The organism is Amycolatopsis alba DSM 44262, from assembly GCF_000384215.1.
Classification (GTDB): domain Bacteria; phylum Actinomycetota; class Actinomycetes; order Mycobacteriales; family Pseudonocardiaceae; genus Amycolatopsis; species Amycolatopsis alba.
In genome coordinates, this window is record NZ_KB913032.1 from 2,221,788 (window position 1) to 2,237,598 (window position 15,811).

Here is a 15,811-nt window from a genome sequence, read left to right on the forward strand (position 1 = left end):
CGGATCCGGGTGGGACGCGAACACTCCATCGTGCACAGTTCGCGCGCCGGTTCTGTCCGGTCTGTCTGCGCAACCTCCGGTGAATTTCCCACATCATCCCAACGGCCCTTGACCGGCGCCGGGCGATCCTGTTGTTTTATGAGCGGGTTTGTTCAAAGTTGAGCATTCTGGAGGAACTCCATGCGTCTTCTCGCCCGCGCACTCCTGACCGCCTGCACGCTCTCTCTGGCCGGGGTCGTCCCGGCGACAGCCGCCGAAAGCCCGCCACCACCGGTCGCGACCCCGCCGATGGGCTGGAACAGCTGGAACAAGTTCGGCTGCGACATCACCGAAGAGCTGATCCGGGAATCGGCCGACGCCATGGTTTCGTCCGGCATGAAGGCCGCGGGCTACCAATACGTCAACATCGACGACTGCTGGGCCGAGAAGAACCGCACCGCGGGCGGGAAATACGAACCACATCGGACACGATTCCCCAGCGGGATCAAGGCGCTGGCCGACTACGTGCACGGAAAGGGCCTGAAACTCGGCATCTACACCAGCGCGGGCACGGAAACCTGCGCGCGGACCATGCCCGGTTCGCTCGACCACGAAGACGTCGACGCGCAGACCTTCGCCGACTGGGGCGTGGATTACCTCAAATACGACAACTGCAACAACCAGGGCCGTCCCGCGCTGGAGCGGTACACGAAAATGGGCGACGCGCTGAAGAAGACCGGCCGCCCGATCGTCTACGCGCTCTGCGAATGGGGCGAGAACAAGCCCTGGGGCTGGGGCAAGGGCGCGGGGGCGCAATTGTGGCGCACCACCGGTGACATCAGCGACAACTGGGCCAGCATGACGAGCCTCCTCGACCAGCAGGTCGGGCTGGAGGGCTATGCCGGTCCTGGCGGCTGGAACGACCCGGACATGCTCGAAGTCGGCAACGGCGGCATGACCGACACGGAATACCGGTCCCACTTCGCGCTCTGGTCGCTGCTCAACGCCCCGCTGCTGGCGGGGAACGACCTGCGCTCGATGTCCGACGCGACCAAGAAGATCTTGCTCAACAAGGATCTTCTCGCGGTCAACCAGGACTGGGGCGGCAAGCAGGGGCACAAGGTCCGCGACGACGGCGACACCGAGGTCTGGGCCAAACCGATGTCCGACGGCTCGAACGTCGTCGTGCTGTTCAACCGCGGCGGCGCGCCCGCGACACTGTCCGCCACCGCCGCGGAGATCGGTGCCCCGGCCTCGGCCGGATACCGGGTCCGGGAGCTGTGGACCGGCGCCGAGACCGAGTCCGCCGGAACCCTGCGGGCCGGGCTGCCGAGCCACGGTTCGGCGACCTACCGGGTCTGGCCGTCGAACCGGCCGGAGGCCGCGCCGCATACGACACTTTCCTTGCGCTCTCCCGACTACGTCGCCGCCGACAAGCCGTTCACCACGACGCTGCGGGTGTTCAACGACGGCAGGACACCGGTGCGTTCGGGCACGGTGAAGCTGACGGTCGGCGCGGGCTGGAAACCGGACGGTGCCACCGAAGTGCGGATTCCCGCTGTCTCGCCGGGGAAGTCGTGGGAGCGGAGCTGGACCGTGCGCCCGTCGTCACCCGGCGGCGGCCACGTCGAGATCTCCGGGCGGATCGGCTACCGGACGTCCTGGGGCACGCGATCGCTGACCGCGGACGGAACCGCTCCCCTCGTGAAGCCTCCGGCCGCCGGGACGAGCGCGCTGTCGAAGGCGTCGTTCATGATGGCGGACAACGGCTACGGACCGGTGGAACGCGGGACCAGCAACGGTGAATCGAGTGCCGGTGACGGCCACAAGATGAGCATCGGCGGGGTGACCTACGACGACGGGCTGGGCGTCCACGCGCCGTCGAAGGTCCGGCTCTACCTCGGCGGCGGATGCACGTCGTTCACGTCGTCCGTCGGGGTCGACGACGAGAAGGCCGGGGGCAGCGTGGCCTTCGAGGTCGCCGGTGACGGCAAATCCCTGGCACACACCGGCGTGCTCAAGCGCGGTCAAGCCGCGCAGAAGCTTTCCGTGCCGTTGAGCGGGGTGCAGGTGCTCGACCTGGTCGTCACGGACGGCGGCGACGGCGTCGATTCCGACCACGCGGACTGGGCCGGTGCGGCCCTGACCTGCTGACGGTCCAAGCACGCGCCCCGCTGGTCGTGTTGCGAAAGCCACTTTCGCAACCTTCAACGTTGCGAAAGTGGCTTTCGCAACGCGCCCTCCCCGCCAGACCGCGCTGGACCCCAGGGGATCGCGGGTCTCGTGAGTGGTAAGGCCGACGAGAACCGTCCTTACCACTCACGAGCCACGGCGCTCGTAAGCGGCCAGAAGCTGCCTTTCGGCATCCCGCAGGTACTTCTCCAGTGCCGTCTCCGCGGGCCCGAACCGCCCTCGCTCCAGGTCCCGCACGATCCGCTCGTGCCGTTCCAGGAACGGCTCGAAGAACGCGCGCGTGTTCTCCGTCAGCACGAAGAAGAGCCGCGTCTCCGCCAGCACCTGCCGCATCGTCGTGCTGACCCGCTCGCTGCCCGCCAGATCGCCCACCGCCTGATGGAACGCGATACTCGCGGTCCCGACAGCCTGCCAGTCGCCTTCGTCGGCCGCCGCACGGCCTTCCCGCACGGCGGCCACGAGGCCGGAAAGGTCTACAGTGGACAATTCCGAAGCGCGCCGCAGCGCACCGCATTCGGTGACCCGCCGCATGACGTAGAGATCCGAGATGTCCTGCGCGGTCAGTTCCCGCACGAACACGCCGCGGTTGAGTTCGTGCACCGCGAGCCGCTCGTGCGCCAGCAGCTGGAAGGACTCGCGCAGGGTGTTGCGCGAAACACCCAGCGCGGCACTGATCGACGGCTCGGAAAGCCTCGACCCCGGCGGGAAAACGCCTTCGGAGATGCGCTGGCGCAGGATCTCGGCGACCCGTTCGGCGGTCCCGCTCCGCTCCAGCAAGGGTCTGTCGCGGGCCAGCGTCTTCTCCGCGTCCACAGTGGACATGGCGTTACCTGACACCGAGTTCGAAATCGAGACTGTACCGGTTCCCCGGCATCGCGCCTGCGGCCTTGGCGCCGTCGATCGGGAGCGCGACCCCGTTGATGAACCGCGATTCGTCGCTCGCCAGGAAGACGACGGCTTTCGCGACCTCCCACGCCTCGCCGACCCGTCCGGCGGGCGTGCTCGCGGTCAGCTGGTGCTGCTTGGCTTCGAACTCTTCCGGCGACGCGAGGGTACCGCGCAGCATGTCGGTGTCGATGGCACCAGGGTTGACGGTGTTCGCGCGGATCCCCTGATGCGCGTGCGCCACGGCGATCGACTTCGTCAGGCCGACCAGCGCGTGTTTGGTGGCGTTGTACACCGGGTCGGCGGGGCGGCCCATCATCCCGCCGTTGGACGACGTCGTGATGATGCTGCCCGCCTTGTTCGCGATCATGTGCGGCAGCACCGCGCGCGTGCCGAGGAAGGCCGCGCGCACGTTCAGCGCGAAGATGTTGTCGAATTCCGCCAAGGTGGTGTCGGCCAGCGGCTTGCCGAGGTGGATGCCGACGTTGTTGAACAGTACGTCGATCCGGCCGGTTTCGGCGAGCACGCCGCGCACGAACTCGTCGACCTGGTCCTCGTCGGTGGCGTCCACAAGGGAGTGTGCCGCGCCTTCGACGGTTTCCGCGGGTTCGCGGATGTCGCTGGAGAACACGGTCGCGCCTTCGGCGACGAACTCCTTCACGGTGGCGACCCCGATGCCCCTCGCGCCACCGAAGACCACCGCGACCTTGCCTGCCAGCCGGCCCATGCTCATTTTCTCCCTCTCGACGAAACCGCCGTGTAGTCCTCCGGAAGGCGCACGAGCGCCTCGGGATCTCCGTGATAGGTGACTTCGACGCCGTACAGCTCGAGCGCCGCTCTCGGCGAGACGTATCCCTCGACGACGTCGGCGAGCACGGCTTCCGGATCCCGCTCGAACGGGTCACCGTAACCACCGCCACCGGGCAGGAACACGTTCACCATGTCGTGCGGGCTCAGGTTCACCCGGCTCTTGGACGGCAAGGCACCACTGGTCAGCTCGAACCGGCCGACGGCACCATCATGCCCCGAGTCCACACCGGACGCAGGGCGGCGGAGCCGATCGACGTTCCCGTTGACACTCCACGAGATCTCGCCGCGTGCGGCCATCGTGGTGCACTGGCCGAGGCCGCCGCGCCACCGCCCGGCACCTCCGGAGTCCGTACGCAGCGCGCGTTCACGCTGGATCAGCGGTGCCATCGTCTCGATGACCTCGGTCGGCGTGGACCGGAGCCCGCTCGGGAATCCCGTGGTGGTGAGTCCGTCCTTTGTGGACCTCGCACCGATCCCGCCGGTCTGGAAGACGTTGAGCATGAACTCGCGGCCCTCGGCGTCGGTACCGCGCCAGATCGTCATCCACAACGCGTCCGCGCTGTGCGCCAAGGCGTTGCCGGGCAGGGCTTCGTGCAGGGCGGCGATCAGCAGCGACGGCAGGAAGTGCCCGATCAGGTGACGAGACGCGACCGGCGCCGGCGGCGTGCAGTTGAGCACCGATCCCTCCGGCGCGGTGACGTGCACCGGCCGGAAGGAACCCGCGTTATGCGGCACTTCCGGGGAAATGGCCGCCTTGACCGCGAACGAGGCATACGCCCTGGTGTAGTTCAGGACGACGTTGATCCCGCGCCGGCTTTGCGGGGACGACCCGGCGAAATCGAGGTGGATCTCCTCGCCGTCGATGGTCACGGCGACCTTGAGGACGACTTCCTCGTCCTCGAAGCCGTCGGTCACCAGCTCGCTGGTGTACGTGCCGTCCGGCAGTTTCGCCAGCGCGTCACGCAGCGCCCGCTCGGAACGGTTCATGATCTCCGCGGCGACGTCGTCCAGCGAATCGAGGGCGAATTCCTCCAGCAGCCGCACCAGACTGGCGGCGCCGACCTCGTTCCCGGTGACCTGCGCGTACAGATCGCCGATGGTCTCTTCCGGGGTGCGGACGTTCGCGCGGATCAGCAGTTCGAGATCCGCGTTGACCTCGCCCGCGCGGAGGAACTTCATGATCGGCAGGCGCAGGCCCTCTTCGAAGACCTCGGTGGCTTCGGCGGAAACCAGACGGCCGCCGATGTCCGGGGCGTGACAGCAGGAAGCGAACCACGCGACCAGCCGTCCCCGCAGGAACACCGGCGTGGCGACGGTGATGTCGTTGATCTGCCCGGCCGTCTGCCACGGATCGTTGGTGAGCAGGACGTCGCCCGGCTCAAGGGTCTCCGGCGGGTACGCGGCGACGAAATGCCGCATCCCGGTCGCCATCGCGTTGATGTGGCCGGGGGTCCCGCCGACGGACTGGCCGATCATCTCACCGCGCGAGTCGAACACCGCGCAGGCGAGATCGAGCGATTCCCGCACCACGGAGGAGAACGCGGTGTTGACGAGCGCGTTCTGCTGCTCCGCGAGGATCGAATGCAGCCGGTTTCCCAGCACACCGACCAAGATCGGGTCGACGCTCACACCGTCACCACCAGGCTGGCGTCTTCGCCGACCACGCAGCGCGCACCCGGAGGAACGACCACGGTGGACTCTCGTTCCTCCACGATGGCAGGGCCCTCGACACGATCACCCGGCTTGAGCAGATACCGGTCGAACACCGCTGTGTCGACAAAGCCACCTTCGGCGGGAAAGTACGCCGGACGAGATCCCTTGCGCGCGTCGCCCTCGGCTTCGGCACCCGCGAGTTCCAGTGTGACCTCGGGTGCCGGGCCGCTGGAGACGACCCGCCAGTTGAGCACCTCGATCCCGACGTCCGGACCGGTCCGCCGGTACAGCGTCCGATAGGTCTCGGTGAACGCGCCGATCAGTGACTCCGGCCAGTTCCCCGGCTCGACCGGCACACGGATCTCGTAGCCCTGCCCGGAATACCGCATCTCGGCGATCCGGCGGTGCGTCACCTTCGCACCGTCCACACCGGACTTCTCCAGCAGCTCCCCGCCTTCGGCCTCCATCTCGGTGAACAGCGCGTCGACCTGGTCCCACGAGAGATCGAGGACCGCCGAACGCGCCGAGCGCACGAAATCGAAGGCCAGCGGCGCGGTGAGGAATCCCGCCGCGCTCAGCACCCCGGCCGCCGGAGGGGCGACCATCTCGGGGGCGCCGAGCGCCCGCGCCACGCCGGCACCGTGCACCGGACCGGCGCCGCCGAAAGTGAACATCGGCAGCTTCGCCGGATCCTTGCCCCGCTCGACGGTGTGGACGCGGGCGGCGTTGGCCATGTCCTCGTTGACGCTGGTGTGGATGCCCCAAGCGGCCGCTTCGACGCTGACGCCGAGCGGTCCGGCGATCTTCGAGCGGATCGCCTCGCGGGCGCCCTCGGCGTCCAAAGTCATTCCGCCGCCGAGGAAATATCCGGGATCCAGGTAACCGAGCACGAGGTCGGCGTCGGTCACGGTCGGTTCGGTGCCGCCTCGCCCGTAGCAGACCGGACCGGGCTCGGACCCCGCCGAATCCGGGCCGACGGTGAGCAGGCCGAGCGCGCCGATGCGGGCGATCGAACCGCCACCGACACCGATTTCGATCATGTCGGTGACCGGGACCTTGACCGGCAGCCCGGATCCCGGCAGCAGCCGGTACTTCCGGTCCACTTCGAACTCATGGGTCACCAGCGGCGTGCCGCCGGAGATCATGCACAGCTTCGCCGTCGTGCCGCCCATGTCGAAGGCCAGCAGATCCTCGACACCGGCCGCGCGCCCGATCGCGGACGCGGCCAGCGCCCCGCCCGCCGGACCGGATTCGAGGATGCGGATGGGGTGGCGCGCTGCCGTGTCGACGGTCGCGATGCCGCCGTTGGACAGCATGATGTGCGGCGACGGGCGCACCCCGGCCTCGTGCAGGCGCCGTTCCAGATCGCGCAGATACCGTTCGGTGAGGTCCTGGACGTACACGTTCGCGACCGTGGTGGACGCGCGTTCGAACTCACGGATCTCCGGGACGACCTCGCTGGACAGCGCGATCCGCAACCTCGGCGCGACGTCGCGGAGCACCTCGGCGGCCCGGCGTTCGTGCGCGGGATTCGTGAAGGCGTGCAGGAAACAGATCGCGACCGCGTCGATCCCGCGGGCGTCGAGTTCGCCTCCGAGCCGCGCGACGTACTCCTCGTCCAGTCCTGTGTGGACGGTACCGTCCGCGAGGATCCGTTCCGGGACGTCGAAGCGCAGATGGCGCGGGACCAGCGGCGTGGGGAGTTCGATGAGCAGGTCGTACAGCTCGTACCGATGTTCGCGCCGCATCTCCAGCATGTCACGGAAACCGGCGGTCGCCAGCAGCGCGGTGCGGGCTCCCTTGCGTTCGATCAGCGCGTTCGTGACGAGGGTGGTGCCGTGCACGAACTGCTCGACGTCCGCCGCGTCCAGCCCGGCATCGGCGAGGGTCCTTTTCAGACCTTCCTCGACAGCGCGAGCGGGCTCGTCGTGCGTCGTCAGTACCTTGCCGACGGCGACGACACCCGTCTCGTCGAGCACGCAGAGATCGGTGAAGGTCCCGCCGATGTCCACGCCGACACGGAGCCCGGTCACGAAGAACCCTTGCGATACCAGCGCGGCGAGGTGTTGAGCGGTGGCGCCATCTTCGCGCGGACGACCAGCACGTTCGGCTCGTCGGACTCGACGAACTCGCCGAGCAGCCGCCGGAACGCGCGCCCGAAGCCGGACACGCGATCGGCGTGCACTCCGAAAGACCTCGCCAGTCCGACGAAATCGGGGCTGTCCCAGTCGACGCCCCGGCGTGGCAGCCCGGCGCGGTCCTGGTCGTAGCGAAGCATGCCGTAACCGCCGTCGTCGACGACGATCACCGTGACCGGCAACTGCTCCTGCGCCAGCGTGGCAAGATCACCGCAGCCGAACAGGAAACCGCCGTCGCCGCTGATACAGATCGCGCGGCCGGTGCCCGCGGCACCGGCGCCGAGCGCGGCGGGGAAGCCGTACCCGAGGGTGCCCCAGCCCATCGGGTACGCGAGTTTGCGCGGGGCGCGGACACGGTGGAACCCGCCGATCCAGTACCCGGCGACGCACATGTCCGCGACCACGACCGCGTCCGGCGGCAGCACCTCGTCCAAAGTGGACAGAAGATCCGCGGCCTGCGGCTCCTCTTCCTTGATCCGCTGCCGGACACGGGCGGAGACCTTGGCGAGCCTGCCGACGAGCGCCGCGATCCCGGACCGCTCCTCGACTTTCAGCGCCTCGGTGAGCACCTTGGCGTCGCCGACCAGCGTGATGTCCGGCTGATAGTTCTTGGCCGCGTCGTCCGGGTCGACGTTGATCGCGATGAGCTTCTTCGGCTGTGGCATCAGCCAGTTCTGCGTCATCAGCCCGTCGAAGTCGGTGCCGATGGCGAGGACGACGTCGGCCTCGTCCCACAGCGCGCCGACCTCGGGCGCGTGCACCGGATTCGGGGCGAGACAGGGATGGTCGACCGAAAGGAGCCCGCGCGCGCCGAACGTGGTGAGCACCGGCGCGGCCAGCCGTTCGGCGAGCTTGCCGATCGCCTCGCCCGCCTCGGCGCGCAGCGCGCCGCCGCCCGCCCAGATCAGCGGCCTGTCGGCAGTGGCCAGTAGCGCCTCGGCCTCGGTGAGATCCGGGATCTCGGACGGCCGGGCGTGCGACCGCGGCGGACGGCGCGCGGGCGTCCGCTCGGACAGGAAGTCGGTGGGGATGCCGAGGTAGACCGGCCCGCTCTGCGGCTGGAGCGCGAGCCGGGCCGCGCGGTGCAGGGTGGCGGCGACCTGGTCCGCGCTCGGGACGGTGAACCCGGCCTTCGTGACCGGCGCGAACATCGCCTGCTGATCCGACGTCTCGTGCAGCACACCGCGGACCACGCCGGGCCGCCGCAGCGTGGACGGGATGTCGGTCGCGATGATCAGCACCGGCGCGGCCGAAGCCATGGCCTCGCCGACGGCGGCGAGCGTGTTCGCCGCGCCGGGCCCCGTGGTCACCAGCGCGACCCCGAGCTTGCCCGTCGCGCGGGCGTAACCGTCGGCCGCGTATCCGGCCGTCTGCTCGTGCCGGACGCCGACGAGCCGGATGTCCGTATCGGCCAGTGCCTCCCATAACGGCAGGTTGTGCACCCCAGGGAGACCGAAGACGACTTCGGTCCCCAGAGCGGTCAGCGCGTCGACGAGATGCTGGGCTCCGGTGGGTGCAGGCACCCCGCCGATAGTGCCAGATCGTTCAACGATCCAGCAACCATCGTGACGTCAATAAAGCCCTGCCGCGTACCGGCCCGGCTCGTAATACGCCTCGAGGTCGGCCATGCTCTCCTCCGGCCGCTCGAAGGTCTTCGCGATCGCCGCGCGGGACGGCATCGCATCGGGCGTCCAGTTCTCGGGCGACCACAGCTTCGACCGCATGAACGCCTTCTGGCAGTGGTGGAAGATCTCGTCGATGTCGACCACCAGCGCGAGCTTCGGCCTGCTGCCGTTCACGACCATGTCGCCGAAGAACGGCGCCTCCCGCACCAGCCGCGCGCGGCCGTTGATCCGCAGCGTGTCGCCGCGGCCGGGGATCAGGTAGATCAGCCCGACGTGCGGATTCGACAGGATGTTGTGGAAACCGTCGGCTCGCCGGTTGCCGGGACGCTCCGGGATCGCGATCCGCGTGTCGTCCAGCACCAGCGTGAACCCGGCCGGGTCGCCCTTCGGCGAGACGTCGCAGGTGCCGTCCGCCGCCGAAGTCGCGATCAGCACGAACGGTGACTCCGCGAGCCACCGACGGTCCAGCTCGTGCAACTTCGGGCGCGCCTTGTTCGCGGTCCGTTCCAGCGGTGGCGGCAGGATCTCGCGCAGCTCCGCCTCGGTGGTGACCTCGATGATCCCGTCAGACAATGTTGTGCTCCCTCGTAGCGGCCCGGTCGCCGTCGAACCGGCGGACGTCGAGCCCGGTGATGTCGATGGCCGGGACCCGCCCCAGGTAGAGGTCCCGTACGAGCTCCCCCACGGCCGGGCCCATCTGGAACCCGTGTCCCGAAAACCCGGTCGCGTAGAAGAACCGCGACAACTGGACGCTTTCCCCCACGATCTGGTTGCGGTCGGGGGTGACCTCGTACAGCCCGGCCCAGCCGCTTCGGATCCCCGCGTTGAGCACGGCGGGGACGCGACGCGCGGCGATCTCGGCGAGCTTCGGCAGCCAGTCGCCCGGCTGGTACCGGGTGTCGAAGCCGGGGTCGCCGTCACCGTCGCAGAAGGACATCGCCAGGCCGAGGCCCTCGCGATGGAAGTAGAAGGCCGACGGCATCTCGATGGTCAGCGGCACGGACGCGGGCAGGTCCGTGACCGGGCCGGTGAACACGACCTGCCGCCGGAACGGCCGCACCGGGAGGTCGACACCGGCGAACTCGCCGATCCGCCCCGACCACGCGCCCGCCGCGCAGACCACCGCGTTCGTCCGCACGAACCCGTCAGTGGTGCGGACACCGGTGATCTCGTCGCCGTCGCGTTCGATCCCGACGACCTCGACGCCGGTCTTCAGCACCGCGCCGTGCCCGCGGGCCGCCCGCGCGTAGCCCTGGACCGCCGAGTCCGGGGTGGCCTTGGCGTCGTCGGGCGACCAGAGCGCCGCCACCACGCCTTCGGTGTCGATCAGCGGGGAGAACCGCCGCGCCTCGGCGGGCTCGACGAGCCGGCTGCGGACGCCGTAGGAGTTCTGCAGTTCGGCGCAGCGCTCGAACTCGGGCAGGTCCGCGGGATCGGTGACCAGATACAGGTAGCCGTCGCGGCGGAAGTCGATCTCGGTCCCGTACGTCTGCGCGAAGGACGCGTACTCGGCCAGCCCGCGCAGCCCGATCTCGATGTTGACGTGCGTGGTGAACGACGACCGGATCCCGCCGGCCGCCTTCGCCGTCGAGCCCGCGCCCAAGGTGTCGCGTTCGAGCAACAGCACCGAGACCCCGGCGGCGGCGAGCCGGTACGCGCAGGCGACCCCGATGATGCCGCCGCCGATCACGACGACGTCGGTGCGTTCAGGAAGTGGCTCCATCCGTGTCCCCGATCCGTTCGTCCTCGGGCGGCGGTCCCGGCGGTGTGCCGTCGCCGAACGGGCGACCGCCCAGCTGTTCCCGGTGGTGCGGCGTCGTCCAGCCGGACAGGTCCGGTCCCAAGGGGACGATCCGCGTCGGGTTCACCTGTTCGTGCACCGCGTGGTAGTGCCGCTTGATGTGGTCGAAATCGACGGTGTCACCGAAACCCGGCGTTTGGAAGAGGTCACGGGCGTAGGCCCACAGCACCGGCTGTTCGGTCAGTTTGTTCCGGTTGCACTTGAAATGCCCGTGATAGACGGAATCGAACCGGACGAGCGTGGTGAACAGCCGGATGTCCGCTTCGGTGATCGTGTCACCGACGAGGTAGCGCTGTCTCTCGAGCCGGTCGGAAAGCGCGTCCAGCATGGCGAAGAGCCGGTGGTACGCGTCGTCGTACGCGGCCTGCTTGGTCGCGAACCCGGCCTGGTAGACGGCGGCGTTCACGTCGGCGAAGACGCCCATGTTGACGTCGTCGATCTCCCCGCGCAGCCGCTCTGGGTAGAGATCGGGCGCGCCGGGCCGGTGCAGGCTGGTCCATTCGGTGGAAAAATCCAGCGTGATCCGGGGATAGTCGTTGCTCACCAGCCGTTTGCTCGGAATGTCCACAATGGCCGGGACGCTGATCCCGCCCATATAGTGCGGATCGGCCGCGTGATAGGCCTCCGCCAGGTACTTGATGCCGAGTACCGGATCCCGGCCATCGGGATCGAGGGTGAACCGCCAGCTCTTGTCGTCCTGGATCGGGTCGGCGACGGCCACGCCCAGCGCGGACTCGAGACCGAGCAGCCGCCGGACGACCAGCGCCCGGCTCGCCCAGGGACAGGCCCGGCTGACCACCAGCCGGTACCTCCCCGCCTCCGCCGGCCAGCCGTCTCGGCCGTCCGCGGTGATGCGCGCGTCGAAATGGTTGGCGGACCGACGGAACTCACCCGTCTGCGGATCGGTCGGGATCGTCATGTGAGCCACCCTAAAGCGTGAGAAGGTGGTTTCGGTGTGCGTAGACTCTGGCACCCGGCGTGCTCGCACGCCGCCGCGCGGAAGGTGGTCCCCACGATGCCGTTCATGCCCGTCACCGACTCGATGTTCCTCCTCGTGGAAACGCGCGAACATCCGATGCACGTCGGCGGACTCCAGTTGTTCAAGAAACCGGAGGACGCCGGGCCGGACTACCTGCGGGACCTTCGCCGGAAACTGCTCGATTCCGACAACATGCGCGACGTGTTCCGCCGGCGTCCCGCCCGGCCGGTCAACACCGCAGGCCACGTCGCCTGGGCGACGGACAACGACCTCGAACTCGACTACCACTTCCGCCACTCGGCGCTGCCCCAGCCGGGGCGGATCCGCGAACTGCTGGAACTGACCGGGCGCTGGCACAGCACCCTGCTCGACAGGCACCGCCCGCTGTGGGAGATCCACCTGGTCGAAGGCCTGCAGGACGGCCGGTTCGCGATCTACAGCAAGATCCACCACGCGCTGATGGACGGCGTCTCGGCGCTGCGGCATCTGCAGGGCACGCTGTCGGACGACCCCACCGACCTCGACTGCCCGCCGCCGTGGGGCCGCCGCCCCAAACCGGACGGCGGCCGCAACGGCAAGGCGTCACCGTCGGTGCTCAGCACCTTCGGCAAGACGGTCAACCAGCTCGCCGGAATCGCGCCCGCCGCGATGAAGGTGGCGCGCGAGGCGTTCCAGGAGCACACGCTCACGCTGCCGGCACAGGCGCCGAAGACGATGCTGAACGTGCCGATCGGCGGGGCCCGCCGGTTCGCCGCGCAGTCCTGGTCGCTGGACCGGGTCCGGAAGGTGGCGACCGCCGCCGGGGTGTCACGCAACGACGTCGTCCTCGCGATGTGCTCGGGCGCGCTGCGGGACTACCTCATGGAACAGAACGCGCTCCCCGACGCGCCGCTGACCGCGATGGTCCCGGTTTCCCTGCGGCGCAAGGACAGCGTGGACGCGGCGGGGAACAACATCGGCGCGCTGCTGTGCAACCTCGCCACCCATCTGACCGACCCGGCCGCGCGGCTCGCGACGATCAACGCGTCCATGCGCAACGGCAAGAAGCTCTTCTCGGAGCTGACCCCGCTGCAGACCCTGCTGCTGTCGGGGATCAACGTCGCCCAGCTCGGCGTCTCGCCGATCCCCGGCTTCGTGAACAACACGAAACCGCCATTCAACCTGGTGATCTCCAACGTGCCGGGGCCGCGCAAGCAGATGTACTGGAACGGCGCGTCGCTCGACGGCATCTACCCGGCGTCCGTGCTGCTCGACGGGCAGGCGCTGAACATCACGCTGACCAGCAACGGGGACAACCTGGACTTCGGCGTCACCGGCTGTCGCCGGAGCGTCCCGCATCTGCAGCGCATCCTGACCCACCTGGACACCGCGCTCGCCGAACTGGAACACGCTGTGTCTATCGGGCGCAGCTGACGAGAACATTTTGCAGGGCGCCAGGACACTTGAACGTCACGTTCTCGTGCAGGCGCCCTGCAAAATGTTCTCGTGGGCCTCCGGCCCAAAAGAGGGCTGCGCCGGTGAAGTCTCCGTCGGGCGCAGAGCGCCCTTGGGGAGACCCTTGAGCGTTAGCTGCCGTCGGAGACGTAGATGGCGCCAGGGGTGATCGTGTACAGCTGCCCGTCCGGGCCGGCGGTCGCGTCGCGCGTACGGCCGAGGTTGGTCCAGAGCTTGTCGCCGTTGCCGTTCAGGTCCAGCTTGAACGTGCCGCCCTTGAGCGAGGCCATGTACAGCGAGCCCTTGTACGCCGCCAGCCCGCTCGGCGTCGCCACCGCCGTCGGCCACGCCTTGACCGGGTTGGTCATCCCCGCCGTGTCGCACGGGCCTTCGCAGGTCGGCCAGCCGTAGTTCTTGCCGGGCTCGACCTTGTTCAGCTCGTCGAGCTTGTTCGCGCCGATGTCGGAGACGTACAGCTGCCCGTTCACCCAGGTCAGGCCCTGGACGTTGCGGTGGCCGTAGGAGTAGACACGGCTGTTGAACGGGTTGCCCGGCGCGGGCGCGCCGTCGGTGGTGACGCGCAGGACCTTGCCGCCGAGTGAGTTCTTGTTCTGCGCGTTGGCGCCGTTCTGACCGTCGCCGGTACCCGCGTAGAGGTAGCCGTCAGGGCCGAACCTGATCCGCCCGCCGTGGTGGAAATTCGCGCCACGAGGGATGCCGGTGACGATCGGCTTCGGCGTCTGGCCCAGCTTCAGCTTGGCGATCCGGTTGTCGGAACTGGTCGTGTAGTAGATGAAGACCGTCTGGTCGGTGGCGTATTTCGGCGAGACGGCGATGCCGAGCAGGCCGGCCTCCGGGGTGACGCTCACCCCTGCGATGGTCTGGACCGTGGTGACCTTGCCCGCCTTGTCGATCTTGCTGATCGTCTTGGCGTCCTTCTGCGTGAAGAGACCGGTGCCGTCGGGCAGGAAATCGATCGACCAGGCCTGGTTGAGGCCGCTCGCGATCTGTTTGATCGCCTGGACGGACGGCGCTTCGGTGGCGGCCGCCGGAACGGCCGCGATCGAAACGGCCGTCGCCGCGGCGAACGTGGTGGCGAGAGTACGACGTAAGGACATGGGACGCCTCCTTCAGCTACACCCCTGGAGCTCGGATGGCGGCGATAGGCGGGTGGTCGGGGTACACCCGTCGAGTTGGATACAAACACACGAAATAACGAAACGGACACCACTGGACGGGCTATCGCAGACGACCCCCCACGACCGCCATATGCGCCCAGCGTGACGATCGGGGCAGCTCGATCGGCCATAGGTAGGAAACTTTACAAAATGCCACGGGAACCTGGCTTTACATCTGGCCAGAATCGGCGGTCCGCTTCTAGGGTGACGGTGCTCGTCCCGGTTCGTTCCCATGTGGACGTTAGGAGCAGAAATGATCGAAACCATCGAGGTCTGGACCACGCCCGACTTCGTCGAGTATGAAACTCCCATGGAGGTCACCGCTTACGCGGCCCGTATGGAGGACTGATTTCGCATCCGGTGGTGGGGGCCGTCCCCCCACCACCGTGCCGCCGTCCCGATCAGCGAGCCGCCGGAGGCAGCACCGTGCCCCTTTCCCCTTCCGCCGAACCGATGTCCTCGTCGGAATTCGTCGCGGCCCTGCGTGGACTTTCCCACCGCTATTGGGGTACTCATCCGTTCCATCGGCGGATGCACGACGGCGGACTGTCCGAGTACGAACTGAAGATCTGGGCCGCGAACCGCTGGTACTACCAGTGTGTGCTCCCGCAGAAGGACGCCGCGATCATCAGCAACTGCCCGGTGCCGGAAATCCGCCGGGAATGGCTCGACCGCATCGTCTATCACGACGGGGCGAAGGCCGGGGACGGCGGAATCGAGCGGTGGCTCCGCTTGTGCGCCGCGGTCGGCCTCGACCGCGAAGAGGTTCTCGATCAGCGGCACGTCGCCCCCGGTGTACGGTTCGCCGTCGACGCCTACGTGAATTTCGCCCGCACGAGACCTTGGCTCGAAGCGGTCGCTTCGGGGCTGACCGAAATGTTCGCCGGCCATCTCATGCAGCGGCGGGTCGCCGACATGCTGGCGAACTACTCGTGGATCGCGCGGGAAGACCTCGACTACTTCACCAATCGCATCGACAAGGTCTCCGGCGAGGGCAAGGGGACGCTCGACATCGTCGTACGGCACGCCGTCACCCGCGAACAGCAGGAGAAGGCGATCGCCGCGCTGTCGTTCAAGACCGACGTGCTCTGGTCCATGCTCGACGCCATCGAGCGCGCCGCGGCCAAGGAGTAACG

The 15,811-nt window shown here is 68.4% G+C and carries 13 protein-coding genes; 4 read left to right on the top strand and 9 right to left on the bottom strand.

Annotated elements, in window-relative coordinates:
* Positions 1-180: 180 nt before the first annotated feature.
* Positions 181-2,133, top strand: coding sequence for an NPCBM/NEW2 domain-containing protein (locus AMYAL_RS0110390; RefSeq protein ID WP_020631243.1), 1,953 nt, complete (start codon positions 181-183; stop codon positions 2,131-2,133).
* A gap of 165 nt (positions 2,134-2,298) precedes the next feature.
* On the opposite strand, the gene AMYAL_RS0110395 is transcribed toward AMYAL_RS0110390, so the two are convergent.
* Genes AMYAL_RS0110395 through AMYAL_RS0110430 form a run of 8 tightly spaced genes read right to left on the bottom strand, consistent with a single transcriptional unit; the run spans position 2,299 to position 12,003 of the window.
* Positions 2,299-2,994 carry a GntR family transcriptional regulator gene (locus AMYAL_RS0110395; protein ID WP_020631244.1) on the bottom strand — a complete coding sequence of 232 codons (696 nt, stop codon included), beginning with the start codon at positions 2,992-2,994 and terminating at the stop codon, positions 2,299-2,301.
* Positions 2,995-2,998: 4 nt separating this feature from the next.
* Positions 2,999-3,784: an SDR family NAD(P)-dependent oxidoreductase gene (locus AMYAL_RS0110400; RefSeq protein ID WP_020631245.1), complete on the bottom strand. Its 786-nt coding sequence runs from the start codon at positions 3,782-3,784 to the stop codon at positions 2,999-3,001.
* Positions 3,785-3,786: 2 nt separating this feature from the next.
* Entirely contained in the window at positions 3,787-5,496 is a 1,710-nt protein-coding gene (locus tag AMYAL_RS0110405; protein ID WP_020631246.1) for a hydantoinase B/oxoprolinase family protein, read from the bottom strand.
* Positions 5,493-7,553 carry a hydantoinase/oxoprolinase family protein gene (locus tag AMYAL_RS0110410; RefSeq protein WP_020631247.1) on the bottom strand — a complete coding sequence of 687 codons (2,061 nt, stop codon included), beginning with the start codon at positions 7,551-7,553 and terminating at the stop codon, positions 5,493-5,495. The genes AMYAL_RS0110405 and AMYAL_RS0110410 overlap by 4 nt, the downstream gene beginning before the upstream one ends.
* On the bottom strand, positions 7,550-9,181 hold the full coding sequence (locus AMYAL_RS0110415) for a thiamine pyrophosphate-binding protein (protein WP_020631248.1): 1,632 nt from the start codon (positions 9,179-9,181) through the stop codon (positions 7,550-7,552). The genes AMYAL_RS0110410 and AMYAL_RS0110415 overlap by 4 nt, the downstream gene beginning before the upstream one ends.
* Positions 9,182-9,229: 48 nt before the next feature.
* Complete coding sequence (locus tag AMYAL_RS0110420) at positions 9,230-9,856, bottom strand: pyridoxamine 5'-phosphate oxidase family protein (protein WP_020631249.1); 627 nt, start codon at positions 9,854-9,856, stop codon at positions 9,230-9,232.
* Positions 9,849-11,006, bottom strand: coding sequence for an NAD(P)/FAD-dependent oxidoreductase (locus tag AMYAL_RS0110425; RefSeq protein WP_020631250.1), 1,158 nt, complete (start codon positions 11,004-11,006; stop codon positions 9,849-9,851). The genes AMYAL_RS0110420 and AMYAL_RS0110425 overlap by 8 nt, the downstream gene beginning before the upstream one ends.
* Entirely contained in the window at positions 10,990-12,003 is a 1,014-nt protein-coding gene (locus AMYAL_RS0110430; RefSeq protein WP_020631251.1) for a glutathione S-transferase family protein, read from the bottom strand. Before AMYAL_RS0110430 ends, AMYAL_RS0110425 begins: the two co-directional genes overlap by 17 nt.
* A 96-nt stretch (positions 12,004-12,099) precedes the next feature.
* Between AMYAL_RS0110430 and AMYAL_RS0110435 the strand changes: the two genes are divergently transcribed.
* Positions 12,100-13,476 (top strand): WS/DGAT/MGAT family O-acyltransferase, encoded by a 1,377-nt coding sequence (locus tag AMYAL_RS0110435; RefSeq protein WP_020631252.1) that lies wholly within the window; start codon positions 12,100-12,102, stop codon positions 13,474-13,476.
* 152 nt (positions 13,477-13,628) lie between these two features.
* Here the strand turns inward: AMYAL_RS0110435 and AMYAL_RS0110440 are convergent, their stop codons facing one another.
* Positions 13,629-14,615, bottom strand: a complete 987-nt coding sequence (locus AMYAL_RS0110440; protein WP_020631253.1) for a PQQ-dependent sugar dehydrogenase — start codon at positions 14,613-14,615, stop codon at positions 13,629-13,631.
* A 313-nt stretch (positions 14,616-14,928) separates the two neighbouring features.
* Between AMYAL_RS0110440 and pqqA the strand changes: the two genes are divergently transcribed.
* Together pqqA and pqqC are read left to right on the top strand one after the other, a co-directional pair.
* On the top strand, positions 14,929-15,024 hold the full coding sequence (gene pqqA, locus AMYAL_RS0110445; RefSeq protein WP_007033797.1) for a pyrroloquinoline quinone precursor peptide PqqA: 96 nt from the start codon (positions 14,929-14,931) through the stop codon (positions 15,022-15,024).
* Between the two features lie 104 nt (positions 15,025-15,128).
* On the top strand, positions 15,129-15,809 hold the full coding sequence (gene pqqC / locus AMYAL_RS0110450) for a pyrroloquinoline-quinone synthase PqqC (protein ID WP_020631254.1): 681 nt from the start codon (positions 15,129-15,131) through the stop codon (positions 15,807-15,809).
* Positions 15,810-15,811 lie beyond the last annotated feature (2 nt).

What these genes read in the sequence shown, in the direction of transcription:
- AMYAL_RS0110400 (WP_020631245.1), bottom strand. Translation starts at nt 3,784, where the DNA reads ATGGGCCGGCTGGCAGGCAAGGTCGCGGTGGTCTTCGGTGGCGCGAGG.
- AMYAL_RS0110395 (WP_020631244.1), bottom strand. Translation starts at nt 2,994, where the DNA reads ATGTCCACTGTGGACGCGGAGAAGACGCTGGCCCGCGACAGACCCTTG.
- AMYAL_RS0110390 (WP_020631243.1), top strand. Translation starts at nt 181, where the DNA reads ATGCGTCTTCTCGCCCGCGCACTCCTGACCGCCTGCACGCTCTCTCTG.
- AMYAL_RS0110440 (WP_020631253.1), bottom strand. Translation starts at nt 14,615, where the DNA reads ATGTCCTTACGTCGTACTCTCGCCACCACGTTCGCCGCGGCGACGGCC.
- AMYAL_RS0110435 (WP_020631252.1), top strand. Translation starts at nt 12,100, where the DNA reads ATGCCGTTCATGCCCGTCACCGACTCGATGTTCCTCCTCGTGGAAACG.
- AMYAL_RS0110425 (WP_020631250.1), bottom strand. Translation starts at nt 11,006, where the DNA reads ATGGAGCCACTTCCTGAACGCACCGACGTCGTCGTGATCGGCGGCGGC.
- pqqA (WP_007033797.1), top strand. Translation starts at nt 14,929, where the DNA reads ATGATCGAAACCATCGAGGTCTGGACCACGCCCGACTTCGTCGAGTAT.
- pqqC (WP_020631254.1), top strand. Translation starts at nt 15,129, where the DNA reads ATGTCCTCGTCGGAATTCGTCGCGGCCCTGCGTGGACTTTCCCACCGC.
- AMYAL_RS0110430 (WP_020631251.1), bottom strand. Translation starts at nt 12,003, where the DNA reads ATGACGATCCCGACCGATCCGCAGACGGGTGAGTTCCGTCGGTCCGCC.